The 21,373-nt window shown below is 31.6% G+C and carries 25 protein-coding genes, 1 tRNA gene and 2 CRISPR repeat arrays (1 of these 28 running past the window's edge); of the genes, 13 read left to right on the top strand and 13 right to left on the bottom strand.

The annotated features are described in order from the left end of the window. Positions 1-112: 112 nt before the first annotated feature. Positions 113-189, bottom strand: a tRNA-Val gene (locus METVU_RS08620). 187 nt (positions 190-376) lie between these two features. On the opposite strand from METVU_RS08620, the gene METVU_RS08615 reads away from it, so the two are divergent. Together METVU_RS08615 and METVU_RS08610 are read left to right on the top strand one after the other, a co-directional pair. Next, positions 377-898, top strand: a complete 522-nt coding sequence (locus METVU_RS08615; protein WP_015733803.1) for a CBS domain-containing protein — start codon at positions 377-379, stop codon at positions 896-898. 79 nt (positions 899-977) lie between these two features. After that, the gene (locus METVU_RS08610; protein ID WP_015733802.1) at positions 978-1,646 is read left to right on the top strand and encodes a phosphoribosylanthranilate isomerase; all 669 of its coding nucleotides are present in this window, start codon (positions 978-980) and stop codon (positions 1,644-1,646) included. 13 nt (positions 1,647-1,659) lie between these two features. Here METVU_RS08610 and METVU_RS08605 read toward each other — a convergent pair whose 3' ends face one another. From METVU_RS08605 to METVU_RS08590, 4 genes are read right to left on the bottom strand one after another with little or no spacing between them, the layout of a single operon-like run. After that, entirely contained in the window at positions 1,660-2,106 is a 447-nt protein-coding gene (locus METVU_RS08605) for a DUF1890 family protein (protein WP_015733801.1), read from the bottom strand. Position 2,107: 1 nt separating this feature from the next. Further along, positions 2,108-2,425, bottom strand: coding sequence for a DUF1894 domain-containing protein (locus tag METVU_RS08600; RefSeq protein WP_015733800.1), 318 nt, complete (start codon positions 2,423-2,425; stop codon positions 2,108-2,110). 24 nt (positions 2,426-2,449) lie between these two features. Next, positions 2,450-3,445 (bottom strand): S-methyl-5-thioribose-1-phosphate isomerase, encoded by a 996-nt coding sequence (gene mtnA / locus METVU_RS08595; protein WP_015733799.1) that lies wholly within the window; start codon positions 3,443-3,445, stop codon positions 2,450-2,452. After that, entirely contained in the window at positions 3,445-4,026 is a 582-nt protein-coding gene (locus METVU_RS08590) for a DUF1847 domain-containing protein (protein ID WP_015733798.1), read from the bottom strand. The genes mtnA and METVU_RS08590 overlap by 1 nt, the downstream gene beginning before the upstream one ends. A 24-nt stretch (positions 4,027-4,050) precedes the next feature. Between METVU_RS08590 and METVU_RS08585 the strand changes: the two genes are divergently transcribed. The 3 genes from METVU_RS08585 to METVU_RS08575 all read left to right on the top strand — a co-directional run bounded on the left by METVU_RS08585 (position 4,051) and on the right by METVU_RS08575 (position 7,145). Beyond that, positions 4,051-5,103: an SLC13 family permease gene (locus METVU_RS08585; protein WP_015733797.1), complete on the top strand. Its 1,053-nt coding sequence runs from the start codon at positions 4,051-4,053 to the stop codon at positions 5,101-5,103. Positions 5,104-5,480: 377 nt separating this feature from the next. Further along, entirely contained in the window at positions 5,481-5,894 is a 414-nt protein-coding gene (locus tag METVU_RS08580) for a hypothetical protein (protein WP_015733796.1), read from the top strand. Positions 5,895-5,903: 9 nt separating this feature from the next. Then, positions 5,904-7,145 carry a M20 family metallo-hydrolase gene (locus METVU_RS08575; protein ID WP_015733795.1) on the top strand — a complete coding sequence of 414 codons (1,242 nt, stop codon included), beginning with the start codon at positions 5,904-5,906 and terminating at the stop codon, positions 7,143-7,145. A gap of 54 nt (positions 7,146-7,199) precedes the next feature. Here METVU_RS08575 and queC read toward each other — a convergent pair whose 3' ends face one another. Then, complete coding sequence (gene queC / locus METVU_RS08570; RefSeq protein ID WP_015733794.1) at positions 7,200-7,898, bottom strand: 7-cyano-7-deazaguanine synthase QueC; 699 nt, start codon at positions 7,896-7,898, stop codon at positions 7,200-7,202. Positions 7,899-8,078: 180 nt separating this feature from the next. Next, positions 8,079-9,425: a type I glutamate--ammonia ligase gene (gene glnA / locus METVU_RS08565; RefSeq protein ID WP_048196960.1), complete on the bottom strand. Its 1,347-nt coding sequence runs from the start codon at positions 9,423-9,425 to the stop codon at positions 8,079-8,081. A gap of 356 nt (positions 9,426-9,781) precedes the next feature. Here glnA and glnK1 point away from each other — a divergent pair, with 356 nt between their 5' ends. Next, positions 9,782-10,120, top strand: a complete 339-nt coding sequence (gene glnK1, locus METVU_RS08560) for a P-II family nitrogen regulator GlnK1 (RefSeq protein ID WP_015733792.1) — start codon at positions 9,782-9,784, stop codon at positions 10,118-10,120. 126 nt (positions 10,121-10,246) lie between these two features. Continuing rightward, the gene (locus tag METVU_RS08555) at positions 10,247-11,488 is read left to right on the top strand and encodes an ammonium transporter (RefSeq protein ID WP_048197124.1); all 1,242 of its coding nucleotides are present in this window, start codon (positions 10,247-10,249) and stop codon (positions 11,486-11,488) included. A gap of 112 nt (positions 11,489-11,600) precedes the next feature. Here METVU_RS08555 and METVU_RS08550 read toward each other — a convergent pair whose 3' ends face one another. Further along, positions 11,601-12,062 (bottom strand): hypothetical protein, encoded by a 462-nt coding sequence (locus METVU_RS08550; RefSeq protein ID WP_015733790.1) that lies wholly within the window; start codon positions 12,060-12,062, stop codon positions 11,601-11,603. Positions 12,063-12,273: 211 nt separating this feature from the next. Here METVU_RS08550 and METVU_RS08545 point away from each other — a divergent pair, with 211 nt between their 5' ends. Then, positions 12,274-13,212, top strand: coding sequence for a PLP-dependent aminotransferase family protein (locus METVU_RS08545; protein ID WP_015733789.1), 939 nt, complete (start codon positions 12,274-12,276; stop codon positions 13,210-13,212). A gap of 80 nt (positions 13,213-13,292) precedes the next feature. Here the strand turns inward: METVU_RS08545 and METVU_RS08540 are convergent, their stop codons facing one another. The 3 genes from METVU_RS08540 to METVU_RS08530 all read right to left on the bottom strand — a co-directional run bounded on the left by METVU_RS08540 (position 13,293) and on the right by METVU_RS08530 (position 15,431). Next, entirely contained in the window at positions 13,293-13,637 is a 345-nt protein-coding gene (locus METVU_RS08540; RefSeq protein ID WP_015732583.1) for a roadblock/LC7 domain-containing protein, read from the bottom strand. 176 nt (positions 13,638-13,813) lie between these two features. Continuing rightward, positions 13,814-14,284 carry a GTP-binding protein gene (locus tag METVU_RS08535; protein WP_015733788.1) on the bottom strand — a complete coding sequence of 157 codons (471 nt, stop codon included), beginning with the start codon at positions 14,282-14,284 and terminating at the stop codon, positions 13,814-13,816. A gap of 118 nt (positions 14,285-14,402) precedes the next feature. After that, positions 14,403-15,431, bottom strand: a complete 1,029-nt coding sequence (locus tag METVU_RS08530; protein ID WP_015733787.1) for a H(2)-dependent methylenetetrahydromethanopterin dehydrogenase-related protein — start codon at positions 15,429-15,431, stop codon at positions 14,403-14,405. Between the two features lie 496 nt (positions 15,432-15,927). Further along, positions 15,928-16,584: direct repeats of the CRISPR family, unit length 30 nt; unit sequence ATTAAAATCAGCACGAGTCGTGATGGAAAC. A 245-nt stretch (positions 16,585-16,829) separates the two neighbouring features. Between METVU_RS08530 and METVU_RS09160 the strand changes: the two genes are divergently transcribed. Continuing rightward, positions 16,830-17,144, top strand: coding sequence for a hypothetical protein (locus METVU_RS09160; RefSeq protein WP_245528138.1), 315 nt, complete (start codon positions 16,830-16,832; stop codon positions 17,142-17,144). 259 nt (positions 17,145-17,403) lie between these two features. Continuing rightward, positions 17,404-17,625: a hypothetical protein gene (locus tag METVU_RS08520; protein WP_015733786.1), complete on the top strand. Its 222-nt coding sequence runs from the start codon at positions 17,404-17,406 to the stop codon at positions 17,623-17,625. Here the strand turns inward: METVU_RS08520 and rimI are convergent, their stop codons facing one another. Then, the gene (gene rimI, locus METVU_RS08515) at positions 17,626-18,096 is read right to left on the bottom strand and encodes a ribosomal protein S18-alanine N-acetyltransferase (RefSeq protein WP_015733785.1); all 471 of its coding nucleotides are present in this window, start codon (positions 18,094-18,096) and stop codon (positions 17,626-17,628) included. Positions 18,097-18,309: 213 nt separating this feature from the next. Further along, positions 18,310-18,795: a methylated-DNA--[protein]-cysteine S-methyltransferase gene (locus METVU_RS08510; RefSeq protein WP_015733784.1), complete on the bottom strand. Its 486-nt coding sequence runs from the start codon at positions 18,793-18,795 to the stop codon at positions 18,310-18,312. Between the two features lie 19 nt (positions 18,796-18,814). Here METVU_RS08510 and tpiA point away from each other — a divergent pair, with 19 nt between their 5' ends. The 3 genes from tpiA (at position 18,815) to METVU_RS08495 (ending at position 20,872) form a co-directional block, all read left to right on the top strand. Beyond that, positions 18,815-19,474: a triose-phosphate isomerase gene (gene tpiA, locus METVU_RS08505; RefSeq protein ID WP_015733783.1), complete on the top strand. Its 660-nt coding sequence runs from the start codon at positions 18,815-18,817 to the stop codon at positions 19,472-19,474. A 271-nt stretch (positions 19,475-19,745) separates the two neighbouring features. After that, complete coding sequence (locus tag METVU_RS08500; RefSeq protein ID WP_015733782.1) at positions 19,746-20,075, top strand: DUF4870 domain-containing protein; 330 nt, start codon at positions 19,746-19,748, stop codon at positions 20,073-20,075. A 59-nt stretch (positions 20,076-20,134) separates the two neighbouring features. Continuing rightward, complete coding sequence (locus METVU_RS08495) at positions 20,135-20,872, top strand: UPF0280 family protein (RefSeq protein WP_015733781.1); 738 nt, start codon at positions 20,135-20,137, stop codon at positions 20,870-20,872. A 368-nt stretch (positions 20,873-21,240) separates the two neighbouring features. After that, positions 21,241-21,373: direct repeats of the CRISPR family, unit length 30 nt; unit sequence ATTAAAATCAGCACGGATCGTGATGGAAAC; it runs 852 nt beyond the window's last position.

The following is a 21,373-nucleotide window of genomic DNA, read 5'->3' as shown; positions in this document are numbered from 1 at the left end:
TAAAAACTTATAAAAACTATCTGAAGGTGAGTTGGACTCGAGAGATAGAAACGAAACTTTTAGAAAAAGTTTCATCAAAAGAGAATTATAACTCAGAAAAGGTTTAAAATTATGGTGGGCTCGGGGAGATTCGAACTCCCGACCACCGCCGTGTCAGGGCGGCATCATAGCCATCTAGACCACGAGCCCTCGCAAGCGAAATTAAAGTATGTAAAACTGATATATAAGCTTTTCGGTTGAGTGAAGAGATACATTTGTATAATTTGTATATCATTTATATTAAGGTATAAATATAATCAAAGTCAAAAATAACTAAGATACTTAAACCTTGAAGACATAATATACTTGAAAACTTTAAAGATGGTTGGGGAATACAATGGTAGGGGAGGTTCCAGTTTTACTCATAATGAAAAGACCGATCGTAGTTAGTGGGGATGTTTCAGTTTATGATGTAGCAAAATTGATGATAGAAGAAGAAGTTCCGTGCGTTCTTGTAGTTTGTGAGAGATCTAAGAATGAGATAGAAGTAGCGAGAGAGAAAGATATATTAAAAAAAGTTTTAATTAAAAAACTATCTCCAGATAAAGTTAAAATAGAGGATATATCATCATCAAAGCTTATAACAATTCCTCCAGAGACAACAATAGATGAAGCATTAAAATTGATGAGCAAGCATAAAACGAGAGAGTTATTTATCTCTGATGGAGGAAAAATAATTGGTGTTATAACTGAAGAAGATCTTATTAAGATAACTCCAGAGATAATTTCAACATTAAAGGAGTTAGTTGACTATCTAATACAAGTTATTGATGAAGTTACCTCAGAAAACTCTAACGAAGGGGGAGGGGAAGATCCAAAAACCTTAACAATCACAAAAAATAAGAAAAAATCTAAATAAAAATTAAGATTAAAGTAAAAATAAAAAATAAATAAAATAAAGTTAAAAATTAAACCTCTAAAAATTATGGGGTGGTTTCTTGGTAAAGATTAAAATATGTGGAATAACTAATAAAGAGGATATGGCATATATCTCAAAAAGAGTTCATGCTGTTGGAGTTATTGTAGATGTTCCAATAAAAACGCCAAGAAAGATAACATTAGATAAAGCTATTGAACTCAAATCAAGTATCTCCCCCTTCACTACACTTGTTTCTGTAATTATGCCAGAGCAAATCTCTGATGTGTTAGAACTCTATAACCTTTTAAAACCAAATGCCATACAACTTCATGGATTTGAAAGTGTAGAGTTTGTTAAAGAACTAAAAAAATTGAAAAGTGAGAATAAATTAAATGCTGACATTATAAAAGTTATACATATTCCTAAGGATGAGGATATTGATTTTAAATCTATTTTAGAGGAAGTTAAAAAGTATGAAAAGTATGTTGATGCAATATTGGTAGATACAAAAATAGAACGTGTAAAAATGGAAGGAAAAGTGCATAATTGGGATGTCTCTAAACATCTTAACAAATATTTAGCAAAACCCCTGATTTTAGCAGGCGGCTTGAATAAGGATAATGTAGTTGAGGCAATTAAGACAGTTAGACCTTATGCAATAGATGTATCTTCATCCTTAGAAGCTTATGGTGGAAAAAAAGACCTAAAAAAAGTAGATGAGTTTTTAGAGGTTATTAGAAGTTATTAAATGCCCTGCTATATTAGATATTTGCTAAAATCTCTTTTATTTTGTTAACAATAGGCAGGGGGTTGTGAAACGCTCTTGCAGTATAAACGTTTATATTGCTGTTCTTTAATGCCTCAACATGATCACTGTTTATTTTTCTTCCAAAAACAATGGCGTAGGTTGGTTTGTTATATTTGACTTTGTATGTTGCTGTATAACTAACTCCTCCATCATTATGGACAAAGGTTATTATTCTATCGATGCCTTCGATTCCTCTAAGCCCTTCATCAATATCGACAGCCCCAACGCCCTTTAAATAGTATTTGTCATCATCAGCTATTTCCAACAATTTTAAGGCAGCATGATTCACTGCTACAACAACATTAAATCCTTTTTTCTTTAACTGATTTATTAAATATAAAACAGACGGTATTAGAGCAGGAGGTTCTGGGCATCCAACCACTATCAAAATACTCATCATTTCACCAAAATCTTAATTTTGATAAAAAACTTTTCTTATTTTTGTCTTCTCCCATTTTTTCTTTTTCTTTCTCATTTTCACTGAGATTTACTTTTAAAACAAACGTTCCATAACATGGTTTTGTATATGGAAAGATTATACAGTTCTCTTCATATGCAACAGGTATTGGAGGGATTCCAATCAAAAAAATACCTTCGAATATTTCACATCCTGCTTCTTTCTCCTTTATATTTTTAAAATTTTTTCTTATAAACTCTGCACAGTCCTTGAATCCTCCTTTGTATAAGATCTCATAGTTTAATTTATCAACACATCCCATAGTTTCTACCCCTTATCCATCTAACTACTTGTTAAATAATTTTAAAATTTCATCTTTACTTGGCTTTACAATACCTTTTTCAGTAATAATCGCGGTTATCAAATCTGGAGGTGTTTTATCGAAGGCATAATTATAACAACCAACCCCTTCAGGGATTATTTTAACTCCATCTATATAAGCAACTTCCTTTTCATCTCTCTCTTCAATAATAACATCCTCTTCTTTACTGGTTAGATCAAAAGTCGAAAGAGGGGCAGCAACATAAAACGGGATTTCATGATACTTAGACAAAACTGCTAAACTGTAAGTTCCAATTTTATTATACACGGTTCCATCTGCTAAAATTCTATCTGCTCCAACTATGATTTTATCGATCTCTCCCTTCTGCATTAAAAAACCAGCTGTATTGTCAGTTATAACCTTAACTGGAATTCCTTCATAGTTGAGTTCAAAGGCCGTTAACTTAGCTCCCTGTAATCTTGGTCTTGTCTCATCTGCTATAACTTTAATTCTTTTACCATTATAAAAGGCAAATCTAATAACACTTAAAGCAGTTCCATAGGCGGATGTTGCTAATGCTCCAGCATTACAATGAGTTAGTATTGTATCTCCATCGTCAATAAGTTTTTCTCCAATTATTCCAATATTTTTACATGTTTCTATATCTTCTTTGTGGATCTTTTTTGCCTCTTCAAGTATTGATCTTCCGTTTTTATAGGCGGTTAAGCATCTATCTAATGCCCAAAACAAATTAACTGCTGTTGGTCGTGTATTTTTTAATGTGTTATAGGCATTTAATATATCTTCATTTTTTATCTCAGCCAACGCCATACCGTATGAGGCAGAGACACCTATCGCTGGAGCTCCTCTAACAACCATCTCTTTGATTGCGTAGGCAACATCTTCATAGGTTTTACAGATAAAGTATTCCAATTTATTTGGAAGCTTTCTTTGATCGATTAAAATTAACTCTTTCTTTTCATCATCCCATATTATCGGTTTTAAAGATTTTTTGTTCATTAATCTCCCTCTAAAAGTTTTTTTAGATAGTATTTGCTATAAATTGCTCCGACTGTATTGTGGGCTAAAACTCGATCCTTTACAATAAAAACTGTGGTTGGAGCATTTGAATATTTTTGAAATAGAATATCATGTCCTATGCATAACCCAACCATTATGTTTAGATCTGTCCCAATGTCATTTAAAATTTCTGCCTGTCCAATGGGATTGCACATTGCCTCTTTTTCTCCTTCTCGAATTTTCTTTAATTCAAAAATGTCTTTATCTATTCCACATACTTTACAACAGACACTATACACGTCAAAATGTTTAGATAGTATTTTTGACAGTGTTTTTGCTTCATTCTCTAAGCCAATACAAAATGCTACTCCAATTTTTTTATAACCCATAAGTTTACAAAATTCAATGATCTCTTCTAATCGAGTTTTTTTCATATAGTAAGTTGCTTCTATATGAGATGAGAGTTTAGCAATTTTTAAATTTTCTTCTTTTAGGTATTCTTTAATTATTTCCTCGGTAATATCTTTTCTACAATCTTTTCCGACATAGCAAAGTTTTTTATTGCATAGAGAGCATCTCATAATTGATCACCATTGAGGGAAAGGATGAGAATTGATACATTCATATTTTTAATATTTATTGGAATTGGAATTTTGCTTTTGATATTTAATGTAGTTAGTCCAACCCTTGCTTTCCATGCAATTGAATGGAAGACAATATTTTCCTTATTTTATTTAATGGTTGTTGTAAATGTTATGAAAGATACAATGTTTTTAGATTATATTTCGTTAAAAATATTAAAAAGATCTGAAAGGGTTTTTCTTGTTCTCATCTTTTTGACATTGTTTCTCTCTGCAATAATAACAAATGACGTTTCTCTTTTTGTGATAATTCCTTTAACTTTAATAATCTCCGAATATGCAGATCTCCCAGTTGATGATTTAGAAAAACTACTGATCTTTGAGGGAATCTCAGCAAACATAGGAAGTGCATTAACTCCAATAGGGAACCCGCAGAATCTTTATCTATATCATTTCTACAATATTGGGGCTTTGAAATTTATTACCAGTATGATTCCCTTTGAGATTATTGGGATAATTATTATACTACCTTTTTTAGAATTTAAAAAATATAAGGCAACTATTTCAGACATTGAATTTAAAAAAGAATGGTTGTTGTATTTAGCGTTATTTGTGTTGGTTTTATTATGCATATTTGGAAAATTGAATTTTGTTTATGCCCTTCCCTTAATACTTTTAGTTCTTTTTTACAAAAAGCCAAAGATCGATTATCTTCTCCTCTTAACTTTCATATTTCTATTTGTAGATATAGAAGGTTTAAAGAAAACAGGAATTATAAATATATTTTTAATAAACTGTGGCAATGTTATGCTGATGATTTACTCTTCTCTCCTCTCTCAAATTATCTCAAACGTTCCAGCTGCTGTATTGCTTTCTAATTTATACAATAACTGGCTTCCCATCGCTTACGGAGTTAACGTTGGTGGAAATGGAACTTTAATTGCTTCATTTGCAAATTTGATAACTCTAAGGTTATCTAAAGGGAATATTGGAGTTTGGAGATTCCTACTCCTTGGTATTTTGATATATATTTCCCACCTTATCCTTTTAGTTATATATTTAAAAATAACGTGTTGATAATATAAATAAATAAGATAATCAAAAGGTTAAAATAAAATTAAGATTTAAAATTTAAAGTAAGATTTAAAATGAATATGGAGCAAATATAAAATTAAAAGTAAGAGAGAAATAGAAAAAGACAATTAAAAATCAGAAGTAAAGATTAACAAAACAAAAAGGAAGTAAATTAGGTAATTATATTATTTCTTTGGATTTTTTGGTTTTCTTGGAGCTACCATCGACCTCACCCCTTTGTAAGTTTTACAATAATATAATTAAGCCACTCCAGGATTATATATAGGAATATTCAACAAAAATTACATATATTTTTGAATAAATCTTTTTAACGGCGATATTTTTATATCATCTGCCCACTTTTAATTTTGGATGAAACTATGCCAAAAAAATTGCATAATAAACTGGAATTGATGGAGGAGATTATAGATCTTGGAATTAAAGGGGAGGAAATTACCATCTATAACATTACTAAAAAAATTAATAAAAAAATCAAATATAAAAAAATTGAAAAACACTACGTTGGAGAACAAACAATAAGCGATATATTCAAAGAACTTGAGAGAATTGGATGTTTAAAATTAAAATCCAAAGAAAAAACAAAATTTGGAAAAGAAAAGAAGATATATGGAATAACCGAAGATGCTATAAAAATCCTTAAAATTTATGAAAAATATTACCAACCAATACATAAGATAATTAAAACATTAAATGAACTTAATCTTGATAATGAAGATAAAAAAATACTGCTAAAAATTTTATCTAATATGATCAATGGAATAAAAAATAAATGAGATGAGATTATGGATCTAACAAAAGAAGCCATACAATTAGAAAGCGATCTGATAAGGATAAACTCCGTCAATCCATCTTTTGGAGGAAAAGGAGAAAAAGAAAAAGCAAACTATGTTAAAAGAAAATTAATAGAATATGTAAACAAATATGGGATAACAAATTACACGCTGAAAGATTACACGACAATAGATAAATACGGCATTGAAAGACCAAATATTGTATTCAAGTTAGATTTTGGAAAAGAGAAAACATTACACATTATCTCTCACTTAGATACTGTTCCAGAAGGAGATATTAGTTTATGGGAAACAGATCCTTATAAGCCCGTTCTTAAAGATGGAAAGATATATGGAAGAGGTAGTGAGGACAACCATAAGGGAATTGTCTCCTCTTTGTTATTATTAAAAATGATCTTTGAGAGTGATAATGTTAAACCAAAATACAACCTATCCTTGATTTTTGTCTCTGATGAAGAAGATGGTAGCGAGTATGGATTAAAATATTTGTTAAACTTTGAAAATGAGATATTTAAAAAAGATGACTTGATAATTGTTCCTGACTTTGGGACACCAAAAGGGGATTTTATTGAAATTGGAGAAAAAGGAATATTGTGGATAAAATTTGATATAGAAGGAAAACAGTGTCATGGAAGCACACCAGAAAATGGAGTTAATGCAGATGTTATAGCTTTTAACTTTGCAAATGGACTATATAAACAACTTTATGAGAAATTTGATAATGTTGATGAGATCTTTCTACCAAAATACTCAACGTTTGAGCCAACAATCTTAAAAAGTGGGGTTGAAAATCCAAATACAATTCCCGGGCACGTTGAAGTGGTATTTGATTGTAGAATTCTACCTACTTATAGTTTAGAAGATGTTTTAAAAGAGATAGATAACTTTATAAAAACCTTTGATTTTAGAGGAGGGTTAAAATATTACGATCCCTCAGTAGAGATGCAAATAAATTATAAAATACTAAAAGAGGAACAACCAAATTATACCAAAAAAGATTCCAAAGTTGTATTAGAGTTAAAAAGAGCAATAAAAAAAGTTTTAAACGAAGATGCGAAATTGTGTGGAATGGGTGGAGGGACTGTTGCGGCATTTTTAAGATTCAAAGGATATGAAGTTGCAGTTTGGGGAATTGGAGAAGAAACAGCCCACCAACCAAATGAGCATATAAGAATAGATGACTTGGTTAAAATGGCTAAGGTATTTTATGAGATCATAACCCCTTCTGATTAAAACTGAAAGCATTATAAGTTTTTGTTTTTGAATTTTAATTTTATTTAATATATTTTATTCAATATATCTTGTTTTATCCTCAACTCCTGCATTCAAAAAAGCCCTCTTTCTTCTCATACAACTTTCACACTTTCCACAATGTAAAAAGTCCTCTCCATTATCATGATAGCAAGAATAACTATACTTTAAAACCTCAACACCAAGTTTTTTCTCCAACTCAGCTCCCAATTTAACAATCTCCTCCTTTGTTTTGTCATATAGGGGAGCTTCTATCTTAACCTTATTTAGTGTTCCATACTCTAAAACTCTATTAAACGCTTCAACAAACTCTATCGTATTGTCTGGAAATGTAATCCCTTCCTCCTTGTTTATTCCAATGAATATTTTTTCTGCTCCCAATGATTCAGCAAAACCACTTGCTATACTGAACATTATTACATTCCTCGCAGGAACCCAAACTGCTCTCATTGTATCAAATGCCTTCTCACTATCTAATTCGTTCATTTTTAGTGTTGGAATTTCTTTTTCAGTTATTAGGGAACTTTTTCCAAACTGCTTAACGAATGGAAGATCAACTACAATATGCTTAATTCCCAGTATTTCACATATCTTTTTTGCAGAATTTATTTCTCTTTTTACTGCTTTCTGTCCATAATTAAAGGTTATTGCTGTCATCTCATAACCGCGATCTTTTGCAATGAGTGTTGCAACAGTGGAGTCAAGTCCACCGCTTAAAACTGTTATTGCCTTCATGCTCTCACATCATAACTGAATCTGATTAATTAAGATTAATTGATAAATAATATATAACTTATAATTTATTAACTCCAATTTTTAAATGTCAATGATTAATAAAAAATCCTATAAAAAAGCATAATTAAAAAATTAAAAAGTAGATAAAAAGTTGTAGATAAAAAGTTTGTGCTAATTGACTTAGTATATCAAGTATTTGCTTTTCTCCCAATCGGTAACGGATATTCTGAACTCATCCCACTCAGCTCTCTTAATTTCCATGTAGTTTTCATATATGTGTTTTCCTAATGCCTTTTGCAAGACCTCATCGCTCTCTAACTCATCCAAAGCAGCGGCTAAGTTTGCAGGAACTGATTCAATTCCCAACTGCTTTTTCTCTTCTTCTGACATCTTGAAGATGTTTCTCTCAACTGGCTCTGGAGCACTCATCTTGTTTTTAATTCCATCCAATCCAGCAGCTAACATACATGCAAATGCTAAGTATGGGTTGCATGTTGGGTCTGGAGCTCTGAATTCGATTCTTGTTGCCTTTCCTCTTGCAGCTGGAACTCTGATGATAGCACTTCTGTTCTTGTTTGCCCATGCGATATTTACAGGAGCTTCATAACCAGGAACTAATCTCTTGTATGAGTTGACTGTTGGGTTTGTTATAGCAACTAATGCCTTAGCGTGGCTTAATATTCCTGCTATATAACTTAAACATGTTTCACTCAATCCGTTGTATGGGCCTTCTGGATCATAGAATGATGGCTCATTGTTAAACCAAACACTCTGGTGGCAGTGCATTCCGTTTCCGTTCATTCCAAAGAATGGTTTTGGCATGAATGTTGCCTTTAAACCGTGCTTCTTAGCAACGTTTTTTATTGTCATCTTGAATGTTATAACACTATCAGCGGTTTTTAAAGCGTTGTCAAATTTAAAGTCAACTTCATGCTGTCCTGGAGCGACTTCGTGGTGTGATGCCTCAACGTGGAAGCCAAGGTTTTCTAACGCTAAAACAATATCTCTTCTAATGTCTGGAGCATCGTCTAATGGCTCAACATCGAAGTAGCCCCCATCGTCAGCAGGAACCCATCTGTGTGGGTTGTGTGGATCTCTTTTCAACAAGAAAAACTCTGGCTCTGGTCCTACGAAAAACTCTCCATTCATTTCTTCTTTTAATTCGTTTAAAATAGCTTTTAATCTGCTTCTTGGATCTCCTTCGAATGGTGTCTTTTCATCTTTATAAACATCGCAGATAACTCTTGCTACACTCTTCTCTTCAGGTCTCCATGGAAGAACTGATAACGTCTCCAAGTCAGGTTTTAAGAGCATATCTGACTCTTCAATGCCAACAAAACCAGTGATTGATGAACCATCGAACCAAACTCCGTTTTCAAATATTTCTCTTAATTCTTCCATTCCTTTTTCTCCTGACTTTACAGGGTATGCGACATTTTTAGGAAATCCTAATATGTCTACAAACTGAAACCTTATAAACTTAACATTGTTCTTTTTTACATATTCAATTGCCTGTTCGACGTTCATTTTTATCCCCCAGTTGGATTGTTTAGATGATTCTGGAAATGAGTTTCCTACTTCCATATATATATAATTTACGGTTTTTCTATATATTTTCACAACCTTACCCAAAACATCCAAAAGGTGAATATATGATTTTGTAGGAACCATTTATCTTTTAATTCTATTCTTTAAATTTTTTTAACACACAATGTTTTAATGAATATTAATTAATATCTGTAATCGAATATATGCATCTATTGCTTATAGAAAAGTTTTTATATTATTGTCAAGAGTAGTTAGGAATGTAATTTCCGTTTCCCTAAGAATAAGATTTCCGCTTCCAGTGATAATGATTATACACAACAGTGGAGGTTGATAAGATGAGGAAGGTTGAGGCGGTTATAAGGCCTGAGAAGTTGGAGATTGTTAAGAAGGCCTTGTCAGATGCTGGTTATGTTGGTATGACTGTTAGTGAGGTTAAGGGTAGGGGAGTTCAGGGTGGAATTGTTGAGAGGTATAGGGGGAGGGAGTATATTGTTGATTTGATTCCGAAGGTTAAGATTGAGTTGGTTGTTAAGGAAGAGGATGTTGATGATGTTATTAACATTATTTGCGAGAATGCAAGAACCGGAAACCCAGGAGACGGAAAAATCTTCGTCCTACCAGTAGAAAGAGTCGTAAGAGTAAGAACAAAAGAAGAAGGAAAAGAGGCAGTTTAATTAACTCACAGAAAACAAAAACAAAACAAAAAACAAAAATTGAGATAAAGACGTGCAAAGAGAGGTGAAAACATGGCCACTGCTGATTTGATAAATCAAACACTTGTAAATCAGACGATAGCGTCAATGCAAAGTTCAGGGATAAATCCTGATGGAATAACAAACATTGTTCAAGCACTTGTGCATATTGCAAACGCTTCTGACGTGTTTTTCCTTGTAGTGATGGGAGTTCTTGTCTTTATGATGCAATGGGGCTTTGCAATGCTTGAAGGTGGGCAAGTTAGAAAGAAAAATGCCAACAACGTTATGATGAAAAACATGGTTGACTGGCTTATTGGTTGTGTTGCATGGTTATTCATTGGTGGAATTTTATGTTCAAAAGGTTTCGATTTATCTGCATTTATAACCTGGTGGAAACAAATTGTTGGGACAAACTGGCCAAATAATGGTCTTGATTTAGCAACATGGTTCTTTGGTCTTGTCTTCTGTGCTACTGCTGCAACGATCGTATCTGGAGGAGTTGCAGAGAGAATAAAGTTCAGTGCCTATGTTATAATATCATTGATCATAACTGCTTTATTGTATCCTCTGTTTGTATATTTAGGACCTTGGGGAGCGAATATAGTCCCTTGGCATGACTATGCAGGAAGTTTGGTTGTTCATGGGTTGGGAGGATTCTTAGGTCTTGGAGCAATCGCTGCACTGGGGCCAAGAATTGGTAGATTTGTTAATGGAAGACCAGTTCCTATATTGGGGCATAATATTCCAATGGCTGTTTTTGGAGCATTTGCTCTTGCGATTGGATGGTATGGATTCAACGTAGGTAGTTCATTAGCTTTGGGAGATGTATCGGGGCTTGTGTGTGCAACAACAACAATGGCAATGGCAGGAGGAGGAATTGGAGCTTTAATTGCTTCAAGAAATGATGTTCTATTCACTGCTAACGGAATTGTTGCTGGTTTAGTAGCGATCTGTTCAGGAACAGATGTTGTTAGCCCTCTCGGAGGTTTAATAATTGGGTTAATTGCAGGTTTACAGGTTCCAATTGTATATAAACTCGTTGAAAAAGCCGGCTTGGATGATGTCTGTGGTATTGTGCCTGTTCATGGGACATCGGGGGTTATAGGGGCAATATTAACAGGAATTTTAGGATTAAAAATGTTTGGGGGAGCTGGAGGGGTTAGTTTAATTGATCAATTGATTGGAGCTGCTTTCTGTGTTGTGTATGGAACTGGACTTGGATATATCTTAGCGAAGATCGTTGGAATTGCATTAGGTGGATTGAGAGTTAGTGAAGAAGAAGAGAAGATGGGGTTAGATATGGCAGAGCACAAGATGCCTGCTTATCCAGAAGAGAGTGTTATGTAATTCAAAATATTTCCTTTTTTATCTCTTTTTATCTTTTAACTCTTTTCTATTTATTTTTTATTATTTTTTGTTTTTATTATTTTTTATATTATATTTTAATTCAATATTCTATTTATTTTATTCTAAACCAGCAATAACCGTTTTCTTTTATTATTACCTTGTTTTTGTCCCACAATTTTATTTTATATGGTTTGTTTGTTAATTCTTCCATACAACTTGCTAATATTGAGGGGATGGGACATGCACTTCCGGGAATTTCTGCTTCTCCAATCTGTTTCGGGCAGTATTTGCATTTATCAATTTTTATTCCTATTTTATCATCCTCTATTATGTATTCATCGCACATATCGCAAAAATTAATTAAAAACTCTATTAACTTTTTATCGTCTTTTGGAAACTCTTTCACTGTCTCTTTTAAGCATTTTGCTATTTTTTTGCCAACTCCTGAGCCAATTATATTGGTGGTGCCTTGATTTAATATTCCCAACGTTGAAAACTCTGCGATCATTGATGTTAAGACCACATGCAGGTTTTTCAAGTTTCTATGCTCAAATAGGTCTTTATACTTCACCATCTCGACACCGTCCATATTTGAATTTTTTCAGTTTTTATTATTATTTATTATTTTTTAAGCTTTCTTATGAATAGGTTATATCGTATATTTGGATAAAAAACTTTGTTAAAGATAACTTAAACTTAATTAAAATTAATTTAAAATTAATTTGGATAAGTAATATATAAACATTTTTACATCTTCTATTTGCATAAACTGATTTGGTGAGAGTATGATAGTAAAGCATAGAAGACCAAGTTTATGGGGATTAGTAAATAAAGAAGGAGATAAATCTAAAATAGCGAAAATAATAAATGCTCTGGTAAAAAGAGAATATAAAATACTCTTCTTTCCATCTGGAAGTGCTGCCATTTTCATGGCGTTATGGATTGCAAAACAATACAAAAAAGATCTTCTTGTTCCAAATATGGGAGGATGGAAAGGTTTTTTGGACTTTCCTAAAATATTAGGCCTTAAAACAAAAATATTTGAAACTCATCTTGGGATGGTAGATGTGGAAAATCTCGAAAAGGACTTGCAGGATGACTCATCCCTAATTATAACGTCTCTTGCAGGATATCTATCTCCCCAGCCATTAAAAGAAATAAAAAAAATATGTGAAGAGAAAAATTCTTTATTTATTGAGGATATATCTGGAAAAATCGGAGGGGACTGTGGATATGGAGATATTATCGTCTGCTCAACAGGATCTCCAAAGATCGTTAATTGTGAGTATGGGGGATTTTTGGGTTTGAGTAGAGAGGTTGAAGAAATGGTTAAAGGGGATGAGAACTTTAAATTGCTATCAAAAACTTATAAGACAATAAATTATTTTGGACTTTTAAAAGAAGAACTTTTAAACGCTAAAAAGATCTATAAGAAGTATGTAGATGTAAATAAAAGAATAAAAAACGAATTAGAAAACGCCTATTTTAAAGATCTTGAGGGTATATCTATCTTTTTAGAATGTGAAAATCCAAAATGTGTTTCAAGGAAAATAAATGAAGAGATAAAGTTGGATAATGGAAAGTCAATAACTACTCTATGCCCAACCTATGAAAGAATCTTAAAGAGTGGAATAACATTCGAGACAAAAAAAATTGATGTTTCAGATTTAACTGATGATGTGGTTGATGAGATCATCTCGATTTTAAGTTCTTCCTTATCTTAATGCAGGTTAAAAGAATAAAAAACTTTTTAAAGTTTGTAAAATTTATTTAAATATAGTAAAATATAGTTTAGTTGGTTATCTTAGAACATTGCTTTTACTTTTTCTGCTGCTCTTTTCATGGTTATTCTTATTAGTCCTAAGTTTACTTTTGCATCGGTTAATACGACTAAGATTCCTTCTCCTGCATCAACCATTAATGTTTTACCATGTTCTCCTTCAATCATTGTTTGTTCTAAATTACCCATTCCAATCTCTGCCGCTGTCCTCTCAGCAGCCCCAAAAGCAGCAGAAGCCATAGCCCCAACCAACTCAGCATCAACACTACCAGGCAACTGGGATGCAATAACCAACCCATCCTTACCAACAACCATAGAACCCTTAATACCCTCCGTCTTATTCAACTCCAACAAAACCCTATCAATCATGTTATCACCAACTTGATTTATTTATATTTATTTATATTTTGCCTATCATATTTGTTTATTTTTATTTTTCATTTTTGGACGATTTTAGTAATAGTGTATGTAATTATGTCGTTTTTATTTTAAGTTCTTATGTAGGTGTTAAGTGTTCTTTTACTATATATAATTTTTTTAAATTTTCAAAAGTGATCATTTAAAAGGTGGTTTAAAATCTCGTTTAGGCCAATTTTTTTCAAAGCACTACCTTCAATCACGAATTTTGGTGAGAAATATTTGCTTATTTCGTCCAACTCGATTTTTTTAATGTCAGTTTTATTTATAAATATCCCGTATGGTATATTTTTTGATTCTAAGGATTTTATTATTTCTATATCTTCCTCGGTTATTCCTTTGGAGGCATCTAACACAACTAATGCCAAGGTTGTGCCTTTTAAAGTTAGATCCCTCATAAATTCGAATCTTTTCTGTCCAGGAGTCCCAAAGAAATGAATCTTTCTGCCATTAACAGTTAGAGATCCGTAATCTATTGCTGTTGTTATTCCCCTGTGCTCAACTTTTCCAATATTTCCAATTAAGCTTTCCATCAATGTAGTTTTTCCCACATCACTGGATCCTATAACTACAACCTTTATTTCGTCTCTTTTTTTCATATTTTCCCCATACCAAAGAATTCTACATCTACATTACCATACACAATATATAAATATTTCCCACAAAGAATATTTATTAATAAATAATTTATAAATATGGACATACTTATTTACCAACCTAATGCTCGAACAGTTTTCTTGCACTTCTCTTTATAGCCCCTTCAGCAGCAGCTCCTCCAATTAATGTTTTTATTTCTTTAACTAATGACTGAGCTGCTACAAGAGTTGTAGGTTTAATTTCTGCATTTTCAATCTCCTTCTTTATCAAATCGTCTAAATTACTTAATATTTCAAGAGCTGCCTCTAAATCTTTCTGTTTATCTAATAATTTCATAGATGATGCACTTCTAACAAGTAATTCTGGATTCAATGCTTTAACTAATCCTTCAACTCCTGAGGTCTCAACAAGTGAAGCCATCGTTTGTAATGTCATAATAACTTGCTGTTCTATCATCTTCTTAGGGACGTTTATTATATTTCTTCCAACCGAGTAGTAGTCCAATACTCCAGAGAGAGCAACAGCAGTTACTAAGCTACCCATATCTGCAACAACAGATGAGACATCAGCAGGAACAATATATGCCTCTTTTCCTGCACTCTTTGCTAATTCAACTAATTTATTTGTCTGATCTTCTGTTGCTAACTCCCTATTATCAGTAGTTTTTCCACCGATAACATAATGACCGTGTTGAGGAGTTCCTGGAACCGCTGCGGGGTGCATTGAGCTAATTCCAACATCTTTTCTTTTAGTTCTTAAAATTGGCTCTAATGAGTAGTACAAAACTACTGGAGAGACGGTGCATGTGTTGCAGATCACTGCGTTTTGGGGGAGGTGTTCTATTATTGTTTTGGCTATTCTGAATGTGGCTCTTCCAAATGGTGTGAAGAGGATATGAACTTCTCCATGTTTTGCAGCTTCAACATCATCACTAACAACCTTAACTCCCGCTTCCTCAACCTTCCTCCAAAGATCCTCACTCATTATACCCCTATTCGGCTCTGCCAAAACAACATCATGCCCCGCCTTAGCAAACTCAATAGCCATCCTCGAACCACCATAAGGCGGCTCACCACCAAACTTCTTCGGCAAATTCAACTTATTTATATATAACTCCTGATTTCCCGCTCCATAAACCGATACCTTCATGGTCTCAACTCTTGATATTTTTTTCAAGTTTTTAAAATAGTAAAGCCATATTAATAGTTCGTTAAAGTTATTATAAATAAATTTTTATTGAATATTTTATTAAATCCGATTTTGGAATATTTTATAATGCACGTATTTTTATCTTGTTGTTTGTTTTTGTTTTTTTGATTTTTAGGTTTTTGGTTTAGATTTTTGTTTTTTATTTGTTTTTAGTTGGTTTCTAAGGGTTGGTTTGTTTTATTATTTTGTATATTTGGATGTGTTTGATTATAGGGATTTTTTAGAGTTTTTAATTGTTTGTAGTTGTTTTTAAAAATCCATGGTTGATTAAGTGTGTTTTTTGTTTTCTATTTATTGTTATTTTTTAAATAAAAGTTTGAATTGTTTTGTTAAAAGGTTTATAAAGAAAAGGAGTTATCTATGGGTAGAAAAATTATAGTGTAGAAAAATATAAATATAAGTAAAAATATTATAATGAAATAAGAAAAATTACCCTATTAAAATCAGCACGAGTCGTGATGGAAACTCCTATAATTACTCCAACCACCAACCATCTGTCCTGATTAAAATCAGCACGAGTCGTGATGGAAACAAAGCATAAGTTGAATAGTCAAGTATTAGATATTTTTTTCCATTAAAATCAGCACGAGTCGTGATGGAAACTTTATTATATCGTTTATATCCTTCATTTTATCACTAAAAATTAAAATCAGCACGAGTCGTGATGGAAATGACTTTCGTACCAACATTCTCTACATTGTTCACAAATTAAAATCAGCACGAGTCGTGATGGAAATCTCTTATAGCATCCCTTATGCTTTGTCTTATAACATCCCTCATTAAAATCAGCACGAGTCGTGATGGAAATCTTCGCTAAAAAAGATAAATTTATGCGTCTGTAAAATTAAATTAAAATCAGCACGAGTCGTGATGGAAATTTTTGTAGTCATCAATAATGCTGACATTAATTGGCTTCATATTGTCTCTAATTAAAATCAGCACGAGTCGTGATGGAAATCAAAAAGATTTATGTTGAAATTGAAAATCGAAAAATTAAAATCAGCACGAGTCGTGATGGAAACCTACATTCATTATACTACCGGCAGCTATAATACCTAATTAAATTAAAATCAGCACGGATCGTGATAGAAACTACTTTTTAACATTCTAAAAATAGATTAAAAGATATGGGGGTTAAAATCAGACCCTTGCAGAATTTTTGTTAGATGAGGAGTTAAAACCTATGTATATCGAAAAATGAAAAATCTATATTGAAAATCTAAAAAAGAGATATTTGGGAGAATAAATATATGATATTGAAATAATGACCTCATTGGATAAAATACTCCAAAAACTTTCAAAAAGAGATATAAAAAATTATGATCAATATTGAAGGAAATGGAAGAGATTGTTCAAAATCCTCAGCACTATAAAAACCTAAAATATCCTTTAAATGATTTTAAACGAGTTCATACCGATAAAAGCTTTGTTCTTGTTTTTACTGTTGATGAAAATGATAAAAAAGTTATTTTTCGTTGGTTGATCACCAAGACAACATCTTATAAAAAGAAGGAATTATTTAAAGATAAAATTGTTGAAGTTGCTCTAAAATTCTTTTTTATTCTCTTATTTTTGATTAATTCTTTCTCAATTTCTATTAGAACCATTCCGCTATATTTGGCTATATTTTTATCAATATATTTAAGTGGATGAGGGGGAGTGGATAACTTGCAAGAGACCAAAAGTTATTATATTTTCAAAATTATTCGATATGTGGTAGAAAGTTTTTTACTTGTTCAAACACATACATAGGTAGGTATTAAAGCATATGCAAAAAAATCATAAATATATAAATAACATAATGGATATATAGAAAACTAAATATGGGCAATAAACAAGTAAAATGATTAATATAGATATAGCATTTTGGAATTTTTATTGTTATATTTCATTTTGTCTTTGGGTGGTTTTTATGAAAACCGATGAAAAAATAATTGAGGATTTAAAGATAATTAATGACAAGGCAAAATTTATGGGGATTAAAATTATCATGGTGCGACATTTGATTGAACCCCATATTAATAATAAAAAACTACTTTATAAGGTTTTGGAATCAACGAAGGATACTGAACTTCATAACTTGATTTTAACTGCATGTCCAAAAATTGAAGAAATATTTAAAAAAGAAACATGATTACCAGAGGGAGATAATTAAAACCCCTTTGGCGTTTTGTCTCTTTTTTATCATTAATATAGCATCTTCTCCATCTTCATAGTAGTTTGGAAGGAGTTTCCTGTCTTTATATCCCATTTTGTAGTAGAATTTTCTTGCTACGGTGTTGGAGACCCTAACTTCTAAAACAATGTAATTACACTTTGCAGTATTGAAATAATAATTTTCAAGAGTTTTTAATAGTATTTTTCCAATTCCCAATCCTCTATATTCCTTTTTCACTGCGAGGGATATTATATGACCATTTCCCCACTCCATACTACCTAAAATGTATCCAACAACTTTCCCGTCTATTTCTGCCACATAGAAGCAATCTGGATACATCGACCAAAAACCTATGAGGAGGGATGTAGGATATGGGTTTGTAAATGCCTCTTTTTCGATTTTTTCCACTGCGTCTAAATCCTTTGATGAAAATTTTCTGATCAACATTAAACCTACCCCACCCAAAAATATATTAGCATTATAATTTAATTTTCCCTCGTTCAAATATTTATTTAAATTTAAATTTTTATTTTATTTTTATTAAATTCTAAATTAAAATTTAATATCTAAATCTAAAGAATATTTGAATGTATTGTTAGATGCATATTATTAATTTTTTAATAATTTGAATATAATATAAATTTATTGATCTTTCCACGCTTATTTCAACCTTTTTTTAATTTGCTCCATTTCTAATATAAATTTTTTCTTCTCTATGCCATATGAGTATCCTCCCAGTGAATTTTTAGCAACAACCCGATGACAGGGAATTATTAACGGAAGAGGATTTTTACTTAGAGCAACTCCAACAGCCCTCGGAGAGGTGTTTAATTTTTTTGCAATATCTCCATAACTAACTGTTTCTCCAAATTTTATTTTTTTAACTTCATCCAATACCTTTTTTGTAAACGATGATACATTTAATTCGTAATCGATAAGATCCCTTGCGATTTTATCGTCTAAATCAGCAAAATACAGTTTCAAAATGATCTTTCCAACTTTCATACACATCTTATTTGGCTCATCTAAAATCTTTCCATTATAAAATCTAAATATCTCCTCCTCTCTTAAAGGAATTGTATTCCTAACTAATCGATTACCTTTAAATATCATCCCTATGAAATAATCATTTATCTGAACAATCATGTTATCACGGTGATTATTTATGTTGATCGTTATTAACTACAAGACATACGCAGAGAGTATTGGAAAGAAAGGGTTAGAAATAGCAAAAATTGCAGAAAAAATAAGTGAAGAAAGCGGAATTGTAATAGGGGTAGCACCTCAATTTGTTGATCTAAGGTCGATAGTTGAAAGTGTAGAGATTCCTGTATACTCGCAACATATTGATAATATCTCTCCGGGAAGTCATACAGGACATATACTTCCAGAAGCAGTTAAAGATTGCGGTTGCACAGGGACTTTAATAAATCACTCAGAGAGAAGGATGTTATTGGCAGATATTGAAGCAGTTATAAACAAATGCAAAAATCTGGAATTAGAAACAATCGTTTGCACTAACAATGTAAATACATCCAAGGCAGTTTCAACTTTAAGTCCTGATTATATTGCTGTGGAACCTCCAGAGCTTATAGGAACTGGAATTCCTGTTTCAAAGGCAAATCCTGAAATTGTAGAGGGAACAGTTAGGGCAGTTAAAGAGATAAATAAAGATGTTAAAGTGCTCTGTGGAGCTGGAATATCCAAAGGAGAAGATGTTAAAGCTGCTCTGGATTTAGGAGCAGAGGGTGTTTTATTGGCCTCTGGAGTAGTTAAGGCGAAGAATGTAGAGGAGGCAATAAGAGAGTTAATTAAATATCTTTAATGTCTCATCTCATTATAATAATTTGAGATAAATATTGTTCAAATAAATTGTTTAAATAATATGTTCCACTTTAAATATTTTTCTTGTATCCCAATTTTCCTTATTTAACTTTTTTTCAGTTTTAAAAAGAGATGTGAGTAATTGAAAATATTACTTGGATGTATAAGCGGGTAAATAAATAGAAAACAGTTATAATTAAAATATAAAATTTTGTAATAAATATAACAAAATAATAACAAAATATAAAACGTTTTTTATTAAGGTGGAATCTATGGCATTAGGATTGGATAGGAATATTGAAGGGGCGTTATGTTATTTATTATTTTGGATTAGCGGATTGATCTTCTTGCTTTTAGAGAGAGATGACGATTTTATCCGATTTCATGCAATGCAGTCCTTTATAACATTTTTAAGTTTGAATATATTGGCAGTTATATTTTCGTCAATTCCAATAATCGGAATTATAATTTCAGCTTTAATAAATATATTGATGTTAGTGTTTTGGGTTGTTGGAATGATTAAAGCATATAACAATGAGAAATTTAAATTTCCAATATTTGGAGATATTGCTGAAAAGTATTACAATAAATTCTTAATCTAAAACTTTAAAACCTTTAAATAATTTAGATTAACTAAATTAGGTAGTAAAAAGGGTTTGCTATGCAGTGGTTTAAAAAAAGGATTACAATAAAAGAAACCAATTTACTATTGAAAATAGATGATAAAAGATATTTTAAAAAAGCTGAAAGTGTAGTTTATAAATTAAGGCATGATTTAGAAGGATATATTCGCACAAATCCAATGTTTCTCCTCTCTTACGATCCCATTGATGTTGAGGAAAACGTCCCAGAGATCGTAAGGTTAATGGCAACTGCTGGAAAAATAGCAAATGTTGGGCCAATGGCAAGTGTTGCAGGGGCAATATCAGAATTATTGGTTAAGAATATTACTGCAAAAAATATCATTGCAGAAAATGGGGGGGATATTTGTTTAAGATCTGAAAAAGATGTTGTTGTTGGATTATATGCAGGAAATTCGAATATTTCTGGAGAGATAGGATTTAAGTTAAAAAAAGAAAAAATTAAAAGGATATATGGGGTTTGCACATCGTCTTCGACCGTTGGCCACTCCGTAAGTTTCGGGGAGGCAGATGCGGTTACCGTCTTTGCTAAAAGTTCGGCAATAGCAGATGCCGCAGCGACAGCGATATGTAATGCTTCAAAGGGAAACGATATAGATGAGATGATAAATAATGCCTTAGAAAAAGCAGATGAAATTGAGAAAGTAGATGGAATCTTTATTGTTGTAAAAGATAAGGTTGGAATAAAAGGAAAAATTCCAGAATTAATAAGAACCAATAAAAAAATAACATTAGGAGAGTTGTTTGACGTTTATTAGTTATTTATCTTGTTGTTTGTTTTTATTTTTTTGTGTTTTGAGTTTTTAGTTTAGATTTTTGTTTTTTATTTGGTTTTTGTTGGTTTCTAAGGGGTGGTTTGTTTAATTATTTTGCATATTTGGATGTATTTGATTATGGAGTTTTTTTAGAGTTTTTAATTTATTGAAGTTGTTTTTAGAAATCCATGGTTGATTAAGTGTGTTTTTTGTTTTTATTTGTTTTTAGTTGTTGTTTTTTAAATAAAAGTTTGGATTGTTTTGTTATAGGGTTTATAAAGAAAAGAGGTTATCTATGGGTAGAAATCTTATAGTGTAGAAAAATATAAATATTAGTAAAAATATTATAACAAAATAAGAAAAATTATCCTATTAAAATCAGCACGGATCGTGATGGAAACTATTCATTCTACCACCTTTTTATTTTTTTTATTTTAATTAAAATCAGCACGGATCGTGATGGAAACGTTAGAAAAAGATTATTTATACAGAGGAATTTATTAT

This window comes from Methanocaldococcus vulcanius M7 (assembly GCF_000024625.1).
In the GTDB taxonomy this organism is placed as follows: domain Archaea; phylum AGJL01; class Methanococci; order Methanococcales; family Methanocaldococcaceae; genus Methanocaldococcus; species Methanocaldococcus vulcanius.
The sequence above is the reverse complement of the archived record's forward strand: the minus strand, read 5'-3'. Positions and strand labels throughout refer to the sequence as shown.

What these genes read in the sequence shown, in the direction of transcription:
- METVU_RS08615 (WP_015733803.1), top strand. Translation starts at nt 377, where the DNA reads ATGGTAGGGGAGGTTCCAGTTTTACTCATAATGAAAAGACCGATCGTA.
- METVU_RS08605 (WP_015733801.1), bottom strand. Translation starts at nt 2,106, where the DNA reads ATGATGAGTATTTTGATAGTGGTTGGATGCCCAGAACCTCCTGCTCTA.
- METVU_RS08600 (WP_015733800.1), bottom strand. Translation starts at nt 2,425, where the DNA reads ATGGGATGTGTTGATAAATTAAACTATGAGATCTTATACAAAGGAGGA.
- mtnA (WP_015733799.1), bottom strand. Translation starts at nt 3,445, where the DNA reads ATGAACAAAAAATCTTTAAAACCGATAATATGGGATGATGAAAAGAAA.
- METVU_RS08590 (WP_015733798.1), bottom strand. Translation starts at nt 4,026, where the DNA reads ATGAGATGCTCTCTATGCAATAAAAAACTTTGCTATGTCGGAAAAGAT.
- METVU_RS08585 (WP_015733797.1), top strand. Translation starts at nt 4,051, where the DNA reads ATGAGAATTGATACATTCATATTTTTAATATTTATTGGAATTGGAATT.
- METVU_RS08580 (WP_015733796.1), top strand. Translation starts at nt 5,481, where the DNA reads ATGCCAAAAAAATTGCATAATAAACTGGAATTGATGGAGGAGATTATA.
- METVU_RS08575 (WP_015733795.1), top strand. Translation starts at nt 5,904, where the DNA reads ATGGATCTAACAAAAGAAGCCATACAATTAGAAAGCGATCTGATAAGG.
- queC (WP_015733794.1), bottom strand. Translation starts at nt 7,898, where the DNA reads ATGAAGGCAATAACAGTTTTAAGCGGTGGACTTGACTCCACTGTTGCA.
- glnA (WP_048196960.1), bottom strand. Translation starts at nt 9,425, where the DNA reads ATGAACGTCGAACAGGCAATTGAATATGTAAAAAAGAACAATGTTAAG.
- glnK1 (WP_015733792.1), top strand. Translation starts at nt 9,782, where the DNA reads ATGAGGAAGGTTGAGGCGGTTATAAGGCCTGAGAAGTTGGAGATTGTT.
- METVU_RS08555 (WP_048197124.1), top strand. Translation starts at nt 10,247, where the DNA reads ATGCAAAGTTCAGGGATAAATCCTGATGGAATAACAAACATTGTTCAA.
- METVU_RS08550 (WP_015733790.1), bottom strand. Translation starts at nt 12,062, where the DNA reads ATGGTGAAGTATAAAGACCTATTTGAGCATAGAAACTTGAAAAACCTG.
- METVU_RS08545 (WP_015733789.1), top strand. Translation starts at nt 12,274, where the DNA reads ATGATAGTAAAGCATAGAAGACCAAGTTTATGGGGATTAGTAAATAAA.
- METVU_RS08540 (WP_015732583.1), bottom strand. Translation starts at nt 13,637, where the DNA reads ATGATTGATAGGGTTTTGTTGGAGTTGAATAAGACGGAGGGTATTAAG.
- METVU_RS08535 (WP_015733788.1), bottom strand. Translation starts at nt 14,284, where the DNA reads ATGAAAAAAAGAGACGAAATAAAGGTTGTAGTTATAGGATCCAGTGAT.
- METVU_RS08530 (WP_015733787.1), bottom strand. Translation starts at nt 15,431, where the DNA reads ATGAAGGTATCGGTTTATGGAGCGGGAAATCAGGAGTTATATATAAAT.
- METVU_RS09160 (WP_245528138.1), top strand. Translation starts at nt 16,830, where the DNA reads ATGGAAGAGATTGTTCAAAATCCTCAGCACTATAAAAACCTAAAATAT.
- METVU_RS08520 (WP_015733786.1), top strand. Translation starts at nt 17,404, where the DNA reads ATGAAAACCGATGAAAAAATAATTGAGGATTTAAAGATAATTAATGAC.
- rimI (WP_015733785.1), bottom strand. Translation starts at nt 18,096, where the DNA reads ATGTTGATCAGAAAATTTTCATCAAAGGATTTAGACGCAGTGGAAAAA.
- METVU_RS08510 (WP_015733784.1), bottom strand. Translation starts at nt 18,795, where the DNA reads ATGATTGTTCAGATAAATGATTATTTCATAGGGATGATATTTAAAGGT.
- tpiA (WP_015733783.1), top strand. Translation starts at nt 18,815, where the DNA reads ATGTTGATCGTTATTAACTACAAGACATACGCAGAGAGTATTGGAAAG.
- METVU_RS08500 (WP_015733782.1), top strand. Translation starts at nt 19,746, where the DNA reads ATGGCATTAGGATTGGATAGGAATATTGAAGGGGCGTTATGTTATTTA.
- METVU_RS08495 (WP_015733781.1), top strand. Translation starts at nt 20,135, where the DNA reads ATGCAGTGGTTTAAAAAAAGGATTACAATAAAAGAAACCAATTTACTA.